The sequence below is a fragment of the Streptomyces sp. genome, assembly GCF_031181705.1.
GTDB lineage: Bacteria > Actinomycetota > Actinomycetes > Streptomycetales > Streptomycetaceae > Streptomyces.
Map to the genome: position 1 here is coordinate 3,883 of NZ_JAPSKN010000108.1, position 9,335 is coordinate 13,217.

The 9,335-nt window shown below is 73.2% G+C and carries 7 protein-coding genes; all 7 read right to left on the reverse strand.

Going from position 1 to position 9,335, the window contains the following annotated elements; genetic code table 11:
• Positions 1 to 242 precede the first annotated feature (242 nt).
• Positions 243 to 2,069 (reverse strand): DUF3492 domain-containing protein, encoded by a 1,827-nt coding sequence (locus RIN80_RS19820; protein ID WP_309096956.1) that lies wholly within the window; start codon positions 2,067 to 2,069, stop codon positions 243 to 245.
• Between the two features lie 189 nt (positions 2,070 to 2,258).
• Positions 2,259 to 3,851, reverse strand: coding sequence for an ABC transporter ATP-binding protein (locus RIN80_RS19825; protein WP_309096957.1), 1,593 nt, complete (start codon positions 3,849 to 3,851; stop codon positions 2,259 to 2,261).
• Complete coding sequence (locus RIN80_RS19830) at positions 3,848 to 4,846, reverse strand: ABC transporter permease (RefSeq protein WP_309096958.1); 999 nt, start codon at positions 4,844 to 4,846, stop codon at positions 3,848 to 3,850. The genes RIN80_RS19825 and RIN80_RS19830 overlap by 4 nt, the downstream gene beginning before the upstream one ends.
• A complete protein-coding gene (locus tag RIN80_RS19835; protein WP_309096959.1) occupies positions 4,843 to 5,835 on the reverse strand; it encodes an ABC transporter permease in 993 nt (330 codons plus the stop codon). The genes RIN80_RS19830 and RIN80_RS19835 overlap by 4 nt, the downstream gene beginning before the upstream one ends.
• A gap of 4 nt (positions 5,836 to 5,839) precedes the next feature.
• On the reverse strand, positions 5,840 to 7,558 hold the full coding sequence (locus RIN80_RS19840; RefSeq protein WP_309096960.1) for an ABC transporter substrate-binding protein: 1,719 nt from the start codon (positions 7,556 to 7,558) through the stop codon (positions 5,840 to 5,842).
• A gap of 162 nt (positions 7,559 to 7,720) precedes the next feature.
• A complete protein-coding gene (locus RIN80_RS26605; RefSeq protein ID WP_351358375.1) occupies positions 7,721 to 7,813 on the reverse strand; it encodes an Ms4533A family Cys-rich leader peptide in 93 nt (30 codons plus the stop codon).
• Positions 7,814 to 7,881: 68 nt separating this feature from the next.
• Positions 7,882 to 8,886 (reverse strand): DUF3152 domain-containing protein, encoded by a 1,005-nt coding sequence (locus RIN80_RS19845; protein WP_375141741.1) that lies wholly within the window; start codon positions 8,884 to 8,886, stop codon positions 7,882 to 7,884.
• Between the last annotated feature and the right edge of the window lie 449 nt (positions 8,887 to 9,335).

Genomic DNA, 9,335 nt, shown 5'->3' on the forward strand with positions numbered 1-9,335 from the left:
GCCGTCGACATCGGCCTGCCACCGCGAGGACCCTGCACCGTCGGTGCCGGCCTCCCGTCCCGGGGAGGCCTGACGATCAACGCCGGCACCCTGGCCCAGGGCTACGCCGCGATCGGCCTCGGTCCCGGCCTCCCCGCCCGCAGACCCCGGCGCCCGCTCCGAGCCAATGTCCGTGTCCGTACCCGTGTCCCACGCTCCCGGGCTGGTCGGTGTGCCCGGTCGGTCCAGTTCTCCGAGGTCCTTCACCGCGCTCCCTCCGGGGCGGGGACATGCGGGGTGGCTCGCACGGGACGGGCGGTGGCCCACCCGGGGCCGTTGCGGGCGGCCAGGCTGGGCGACGGGGCGGACCAGCGGACCGGGACCCGGGCCTCGGCGGGAACCGCGAAGGGCAGCGGCTCCCCCGCCCCGTCGAGGACGCGCCGGACCGGCGCGCGCGAGACGATCTCCAGGTAAATGCCGTGAAATGCCTCGATGTTCTGCTCGACCGTGAACAGTTCGAGGGCGCGGGCGCGCGCGGCCGCGCCCAGGCGCGCACGGCGCTCGGGGTCGCGCAGCAACGCCACGCACGCCTCGGCGAGCGCCCGCGGATTGCGCGGCGGTACGACGAGACCGGTGCCGCCGATGACCTCCACGACCGCGCCGACGTCCGTCGAGACGGTCGCCCGCCCGGACAGCATGGCCTCGACGAGGCCGATCGGGAAGCCCTCGACGACGCTGGACAGGACGGTCACGGCGCCCGAGGCGTACGCGTCGGCGGGACGCGGGAGTTCGGGTCCTCCGATCTCCTCGAAGGACACCGGGTTGTCGCCGGGGATGTGCGGGCCCTCGGCCTCGTCGGGGAAGAGCTGGGCGGCGAGCGCCCGGCAGTGCAGGTGGTAGGCCGCGCCCTCGGGGCCGACGGGGGCGCCGACGATGCGCAGGCGGGTCTTCGGCCGCGCCTTGCGGATCTCGGCGAAGGCGTGCAGCAGCGAAACCAGGTCCTTGGCGGGCTCGACGCGGCCGACCCAGACGAGCGTGTCCGGGTCCGCGCACTCGGGGGACTCACCGGCTTCCGCGAAGGGCCGGGCGTCCATGCCGGGGTGGACCGTGCGGAGTTTCTCACGGTCGGCACCGCAGCGCTCCTGCCAGCGGCGGGCGTGCGCGTTGCCGGCGGTGACGACCTCGGCCCGCCGGTAGGCCTCGGCCGCGAGGCGGCCCTCGAACGCCGCGAGCAGGGACCGTACGGCGGGCGGGGCGTCCGGGGTGGTGAGGTAGTGCGTCCGCAGGCGCACGCCGTACTCGGTCACCAGCAGGGGCACACCGGTGAAGTGACGGGCCAGCAGTCCCGGCAGGACGGCAGCGCCGCCGGACGCGGCGTGGCACAGGTCGACCGCGCCGAGCCCCTCGTCCTCGTACCAGTCGAGGGAGAGGGGGCGCAGGGCGCGTTCCAGGTAGCCGGCGACGGCGAGCAGGTCCGGTACGCGCGCCTCGCGCGCGGCGCGCTGGGCCCCGGGGGCGCGGCAGGCGCGCTCCAGCGTGCGTACGGCGGCCTCCGAGCGGAGGGCGCCCACCAGTCCGCCCGTCTCGCGGGCGAGTTCGGCGAGCCCGTACAGAGCGTTGGCGAAACGGTCCGCCTCGGAGGCCGACACCCCCTCGCGAACCCCTCCGGCGCCCGCCGCCCCCACCGTGACGCCTGCCGCTCCCGCCACGGCGCCCGCCGCCCCCACCCTGACTCCTGCCGTTCCCGCCACGGTGCCTGCCGAGAACGCCGCACTGCCCGCCGACAACGCCGCCCCCGCCGCCCCGCACAGCACCGCAGCCAGTTCCGCGAAGCACTCGCCGAACCGCCGACGGGCCCGGCGCCCGAGCACCACCTCGTCGTCCTCGGCCATCCACAGCGGCGCGGTCCGTACCCGGCGCACGTTCGGCGGCAGCGGGACCCAGCCCTCGTCCTCCTGACGCTGGCTGCGGCTGAGCGCGTAGACGTCGAACTCGTGCTGTGCGAGCCCGTGCACCAGCCGGTCGCACCAGAGCCTGGCGTCCCCGCTCACGTACGGATAGCCCGCCTCCGTCAGCAGTCCGATGCGCACGAGTGCACCCCCGATCTCCCGTATGAGGAGCCGCCGTTGTCCGGCGGCCCGCAGCGGGACGAACGTATGCGGACAAGGCGGTGGTACGACGGACGGTTGTCCGTCGCACCACCAAAAGGGGTGAACGGTCGTAACTTTCCCGTGCGGTTCGCGTTCCGTCGCGCTAGGAGATCAAGCGGCCACGGAACGTCATGCTGCGGCCAACTCCCGTCGTTCCGCACGCCGTCGCGCGGCCGCCCGGGGGTCGAGCGCCGGCACGGCGGCCAGCAGCTGCCGGGTGTACGGGTCACGCGGCGACGCGTACACCTCGCCGACCGGCCCCTCCTCGACCACGCTGCCCTGCCGCATCACCGCGACCCGGTCGCTGACCTGGCGCACGACGGCCAGGTCGTGCGCGACGAAGACCAGCGCGAGCCCGAGCTCACGCTGCAACTCCGCCAGCAGCGCCACCACATGGGCCTGGGTGGTGACGTCGAGGGCGGAGACCGGCTCGTCGCAGACGATGACGCGCGGGTCCGCCGCGAGCGCCCGCGCGATGCCGACGCGCTGGCGCTGGCCTCCGCTGAACTCGTGCGGGTAACGGTCGCGGTGCGCCCTTTCGAGCCCCACGCGCTCCAGCAGTTCCCCGACGCGCTCCCGGATGCGCCCCTCGTCCCGCTCGCCCCGCGCGCGCAGCGGATCGGCGATGGACTCGCCCACGCTGCGGCGGGGGTTGAGCGAGGAGACCGGGTCCTGGAAGACCATCTGCACGGCCGGGTGGACGCCGGTGTGGGGGCGGCCCTCGAACGTGATCGATCCCGCCGTCGGCTCCAGCAGCCCGACGAGCATGCGGCCCAGGGTCGTCTTGCCGCTGCCGCTCTCGCCGACGATGCCGAGGGTCTCGCCGCGGCGCAGGGTCAGCGACACGTCGCGCACGGCCGTGACCGCCCGCTTCCCGCGCCCGAACTCGCGCCGCAGCCCGGTCGCCTCCAGGACGACCGCCTCGGGCGCCACCGGGGCCTTCGCGGGCGCGTCCAGCCGCGGGACGGCGGCCAGCAGCTCGCGGGTGTACGGCTCGGCCGGCGCGCCCAGCACGGTGGCGACCGGGCCGTGTTCGACCGCCCGGCCGTGCCGCATCACCAGCACCTCGTCGACGCTCTCGGCGGCCACGCCCACGTCATGCGTGACGAGCAGCAGCCCCATTCCGGTCTCCTCGCGCAGGGTGTGCAGCAGGTCCAGGACCTGGGCCTGCACGGTCACGTCGAGGGCGGTCGTCGGCTCGTCGGCGATCAGCAGTGCGGGCTCGCACGCGAGCGCCATGGCGATCAGGGCGCGCTGGCGCATGCCGCCGCTGAACTCGTGCGGCCGGGACCGGGACCGCCGGGCCGCGTCCGGGATGCCCACGCGGTCCAGGACGCCGACGGCACGCGCGCGTGCGGCACGCCGGGACACGCGCGCGTGCAGGCGGTACACCTCGGCGATCTGGTCGCCGATGGCGTAGTACGGGTCGAGGGAGGACAGCGGGTCCTGGAAGACCATCGCGGCCTTCCCGCCGCGCAACCGCCGCAGCTCCTCCTCGGGGGCCCGCTGCACGTCGGTGCCGGCCACCTCGACCGTGCCCGCGACCCGGGCCCCGGTGCCGCGGTGCAGGCCGAGCAGGGCGGACGCCACGGTCGACTTGCCGGAGCCGGACTCGCCGACCAGGGCCAGGGCGGCGCCCTCCTCAAGGCGGAAGGAGAGTCCGTCGACGGCCCGCAGCCCGCCGAAGTCCACGCGCAGGTCGCGCACGTCGACCAGGCTCATGTCAGCACCACCCGTCGGTCGGCCACCGCGTACAGCACGTCCGCGACGGCGTTGGCCAGGACCACGAAGAAGCCGGTCACCATGACCATGCCGACGACCACCGGCAGGTCGACGACCTTGACGGCCTCGACCATCTCCTGGCCGATGCCGGGCAGTCCGAAGAGCGTCTCGGTGAGCACGGCACCGCCGAACAGGACGCCGATGTTGTTGGCGTTCACGGCGATGAGCGGCGCCACCGCACCCCGCAGGGCGTGCCGCCCGATGATCGCCCGCTCCCCGACGCCGTAGGCACGGAAGGTGCGGACGTGGTCCTCGGCGAGGGTCTCCAGCATCGCGGCCCGGGTCAGCCGGGCGTACGTCGCGGACTCGATGAGCGCGAGGGACAGCCAGGGCAGCAGCAGGTTCCAGGCCCACTGTTCGGGGTCGTCGGTGAAGGCGACGTACTGCGGGAAGGGCAGCAGCTCCAGCTGCCCGCAGACGACGATCATCAGGACGAGCCCGATGACGAAGACGGGCGTGGACATGCCCGCGAGGGTCAGGGTGGTCAGCAGCCGCTCGGTGAGCCGCCCGCGCCGCCACACCGACAGCACGCCGGTGCCGACGCCGATGACCAGCCACAGCACCATCGCGCCGAGCGCGAGCGAGGCCGTGACCGGCAGCTTGGCCAGGATCAGCGCGGTCACCTGCCGGTCGCTCTGGTAGGACAGCCCGAGGCAGGGCGCCGAGCAGTGCTGGACCGAGGTGCCGGTGGAGTAGTCCTGGCCGGCGACGAGGCCCTGCAGGAAGTGCCAGTAGCGGGTGAACAGCGGGTCGTCGAGGTGCAGTTGCCCGGCGACCTGCTGGACCTGGGCGGGCGAGCAGCGCGGGCCGCAGGTGATCTGGGCGACGTTGCCGGGGGTGACGTAGAAGACGACGTAGATGATCACCGAGAGGGCGAGGAGGGTGACCAGGGCCCCGACGGCGCGGCGCAGCACGAAACCTCCGAGGCCGGTCACGAGGCCTCCCTCCTGCGGCCGGTTCCGACGCGCAGGCGGGAGGACGCGCGGGGGTCGAGGGCGGTGCGCACGCCGTCACCGAGCACGGTGAGGGCGAGGACGGTCAGGAACAGCGCCCCCGCGGGCAGCAGCAGGTACTGCGGCGCCGCCTGGTACCAGACGTCGGCGGAGGTCAGCATCTGCCCCCAGGAGGGGGTCGGCGGCTTCACGCCCACGCCGAGGAAGGACAGCGCCGCCTCGACGGTGATGTTCGTCGGGACGAGGATCGCCGCGAAGGTGATGACGGGGGCCGCGAGGCCGGGGAGCATCTCGCGCCGGGCGATCCGGACGGTGCCCCAGCCGCTGAGCCGGGCGGCGGCGACGTAGTCGAGCTGCTTGAGGGTCAGTGTCTGCGCGCGCACCATCTTGGCGAGCGTCCCCCAGCCGGAGACCAGGCCCACGACCAGCGCCACCAGCACGGGGCGCGGGAAGGCGGTGGGCACGACGGCGAGCAGGGCGAGCGCGACGACCATCAGCGGCATCGCCACGAAGATGTCGGCGACCCGGGTGAGCACGAGGTCCACCCAGCGGTTGCCGAGCCCGGCCGCGACGCCGACGACGACACCGAGCGCGAGCTGCACGACCGTGGCGGCGAGCGCGACGCCGAGCGACACCCGGGCGCCGTACACCAGCCGCGCGAACAGGTCCCGGCCGGTCTGCGGTTCGACGCCGAGCCAGTGGCCGGCGCTCGCTCCGCCGAACGGCCCGATGGGCACGCCTCCGCGCGCGGAGTCCACCAGGGAGGGGTGGTAGGTGGTCGGGTCCTGGCCCTCGATGGCGGTGAGCAGGGGCGCGGCGAGCGCGACCAGGACGAGCAGCGCGACGACGACCGCCGCGCCGAGGGCGGCGCGCTGCGTCCGCAGCCGCCGCCAGAACTGACGGGCCCCCGAGGCTGCCGGGACGGAGGTGTCCATCCCGGCCGCCTCGACGGTGACGAGTGCCTCGCTCACGGCGTCACTTCACCGCGACCTGCGAGACGTCCAGCACACCGGTCCAGTCGCTGATCACGATGTTCTTGACGTCCTTGCCGTACAGACGCTTGTAGACGGGGTGGAACAGCGGGACGGTCAGGGCCTTCTCGCCGATCTTCTTGTCCAGTGCACCCCACCTCTTGGCGGCCTGGTCAAGATCCGTCAACTTGTTGATCGCGTCAATCTCGGCATTGACCGATGGGTCGTTCAGCAGGCCGGTGTTGAAGTTCGCGCCGTCCTTGACGATCTGCCGGCCGTCGAAGATCGGGGCGAGGAAGGGACCGCCGGAGGGCCAGTCGGCGCCCCAGTGGGCGAGGAAGAAGCCCGGCTCGGTCTTCACGTTGTGGATCTTGTCGGAGTAGTCGTTCTCCTCCAGGCCCCGCAGCTTGACCGTGATGCCGGCCTTCTTGAGCGCGTCCTGGAGGGCGGTCGCGATCTCCGGGCTGGTCTCGAAGTCCCGGGCGTTGGAGTGCGTGAGCGTGACGGTCAGCCCGTTGGGGTGCCCGGCCTCCTTCAGCAGCTGCTTCGCCTTGGCCGGGTCACCGGCCTTGCCCGCCGGGAAGAGGTCGTAGGGGGTGTACCCGAAGGACTTCTGGTTCGGCAGGAAGGTGGTGGCGGGCTCGGCCAGCGCGGACCCGCCCGCGGCGTTGACCACGGAGGAGCGGTCGATGGCGTACGAGATCGCCTGCCGCACCTTGATGTCGTCGAACGGCTTGATCGTCGGGTTGAACGCGATGTAGTTGGTGTAGCCGAAGTGCCCGGTGCCGACGCGGGAGGCGAGGTCCCGGTCGCCGCTCACCTTGGCGAGCTCGGCCGGGCCGAGGTTGGTGTCCGTGGTGACCGCGGCGGCGTCCGCCCCCTGGGACGCGGAGAGCCGCTGGTTGATCACCGACGAGTCGAGCCCGGACCGTACGTCGACCTTGTCCGGGTAGGCCTTGCGCTCGGCGTCCGTCGCGGCGGACCAGTGCGGGTTGCGCTCCAGGATCAGCCGCTCACCGTCGTTCTCGTTCTTCACGACCTTGTACGGCCCGGACGAGATCGGGTGCTGCTCGTACTCGGTGCCGGTGTCCTTGGCCTTCGGAACGGGCGCGAACTGCGTCTGCGTGGCCAGGTAGGGGAACTCGCCCTCGGGCTTGTTCAGGTGGAAGACGATGGTCCGCTCGTCCGGCGTCTCGATCGCGTCCAGGCCCTTCTCGTCCTTGTACGGCCCCTGGTAGTCGGCGGCCCCGACCAGCCAGTCCCGCAGGTAGGGGGCGCCGCCGGACAGCTCGGGGGCGAAGGAGCGCTCGATGCCGTACTTGATGTCGGCCGAGGTGATGGGCGTGCCGTCCTCGTACTTCAGGCCCTTCTTCAGGGTGTACGTCCACACGGTCGCGTCCTTGTCGGGGCGCCCGGTGTCGGTGGCGAGGTCGGGGACGACCTCCGTGCCGGCGGCACCGTCCTCGCGGTTGCGGGTGGTGAGCGTACGGAAGACCAGGGACGGGACGTTGCCGCCGCCGGAGGTGTAGAGGCGGGCCGGGTCGAAGTCCTGCTGGGGGTTGGCGTTCAGGACCGTCAGGGTGCCGCCCTTGTGGGGCGTGGAGTCGCCGCCGGCGCCCTTGGCATCGTTGTCCTCAGGGCCGCAGGCGGCGACGCCCGCTGCCAGGACCAGGCTCACGGATGCCGCGGCCACGCGGCGCGCTGTGACGGACGGTTGGCGCATCGGAAGGACGACCTCTCGGAAGGCGTCTCGGATCACGAGACGAAATGACGAAGAGTGAGACGGAGAACAGCAGACGTCTGCCCGGCGCCGGGTCGTCGAGGAAACCGCGACAGGGTCACGGCAAGGAGGGAAAGGATTCGCGACGCGCGCCTCGGGCGGGCGTCAGCAACAGTGGATGTCGGCCACGCAGAGCGGGGTCACGCCGATGAGCGCCAGCTCGATGGCGGCGCGAACGGAGGCGGGACGGGACGACATGCCCAGAAATATGTACGAACTCTCTGCGCATGTCAACGCGAGGCGCGCCACAGTCCCCGCCCCAGCTCTCAACTTCTCGGATACGGCCAGGGGTTGGCGCGGCAGTGGATGCCGTCGTGGTCGAGGAACTTGGTCTGCTGCTGCATGACCGGGGCGAGGTCGCCGTCCTTGTCGCAGGTGACGTGCCCGTAGCCGAGGCGGTGCCCGACCTCGTGGTTGATCAGCATCTGCCGGTAGGCGTGAATGTTGCCGTCGCCGTAGGTCTCGGAGCCCTGCGCCCACCGGTACGCGTTGATCATCACGCGTTCGGTCGCGGCCGAGTCGCAGGAGACGTTGTCCACCGTGGTGTCCAGGCCGGACTTGGCGCACCAGTCGGCGGTCGTGCCCGGGCTGGCGAGGGTGATCACGAAGTCGGGCCGGCCGGAGTGGATGCGCTCGAAGGTGCGCGCGCCGTTGTGGGCCCAGCTGCGCTGGTCGTTGAGCGTCTTCTGCACGGCCTCGGCGAACAGCTCGGCGTCGAGCCCCAGCCCCTGCTCCACGTCCACGCGGTAGGTGAACTTCTGTCCCGCGCCGGGCGCCTTGGCGATGCCGGGGACGGCGTCGAACCGGCCCGATCCCTTGAGCGTGGCACCGAGCGGGTACGTCCGCTCCATCTTCGCCTCGTACGTCAGTGGCGCCAGTCGGGCGCCCGGGGCCGGGGTGACCCGGCCGGCCGCACGGGACGCGGGGTCGCGGACGTCCCGGGCCCGGTCGGTGGCGGACTGCGACTGCACGTCGGCGCCGCCCTGGCCGTCGGCGACCTGGCCGGCGACGATCACGGCCAGCACGGTGGTGACGGCGGCGGCCGCGATGCCGGTGAAGGCACGGCCCTTGCCTCCCCTGCCGGGTGTGGGCGCACCGGGGGGAGCCGCTCCACCGGGGTCGCCGGAGCGGCTGTCGGCCGGGGTGCCCGCGTTCCCGTCCGCGACGGAAGCGTAGGCGTCCGCCGCGTGCGCGGAGGCGGGCGTACGGGGCGCGAAGACGTCGTCCTCCTCGTCGAATGCGTCGAGATAGTCCTGCCGCGGCCCGGGCACGGAGGCCCGGCGTTGCCGGGGTATGGCGGCACCGGCTCCCGCACGCCCAGCGCCACCGCCCCTCAGCTCGCCCCAGCCGCCCCCGGCCTCCCGCTGCTCCGGATGCCCACCCCGAGCCCGCGGAAGGCCCTGCGCGGGCGTGCCGTCCGGCGACCGGCGCACCCCCTGCGCGGGCGTCCCGTCGGGCAGCCTCGGCACACCACGCGCCGGAGTCCCGTCACCGTGCGCGGGCGTACCGTCCGGCAGCCTCGGGACACCCCGGGCCGGCGTACCGTCAGCGAATCGCGGCATCCCGCGCGCGGGAGTGCCATCAGGCAGCCTCGGAACGCCCTGCGCGGGCGTGCCGTCCGGCAACCAGCCCTCCGGCAGAGGCGGCATCCCGTGCGGCGGCGGCCCCTGAGGGCGCGTCACATGCGGAGGCGTCAGGTTCTGGGACGTCACGTTCTGGG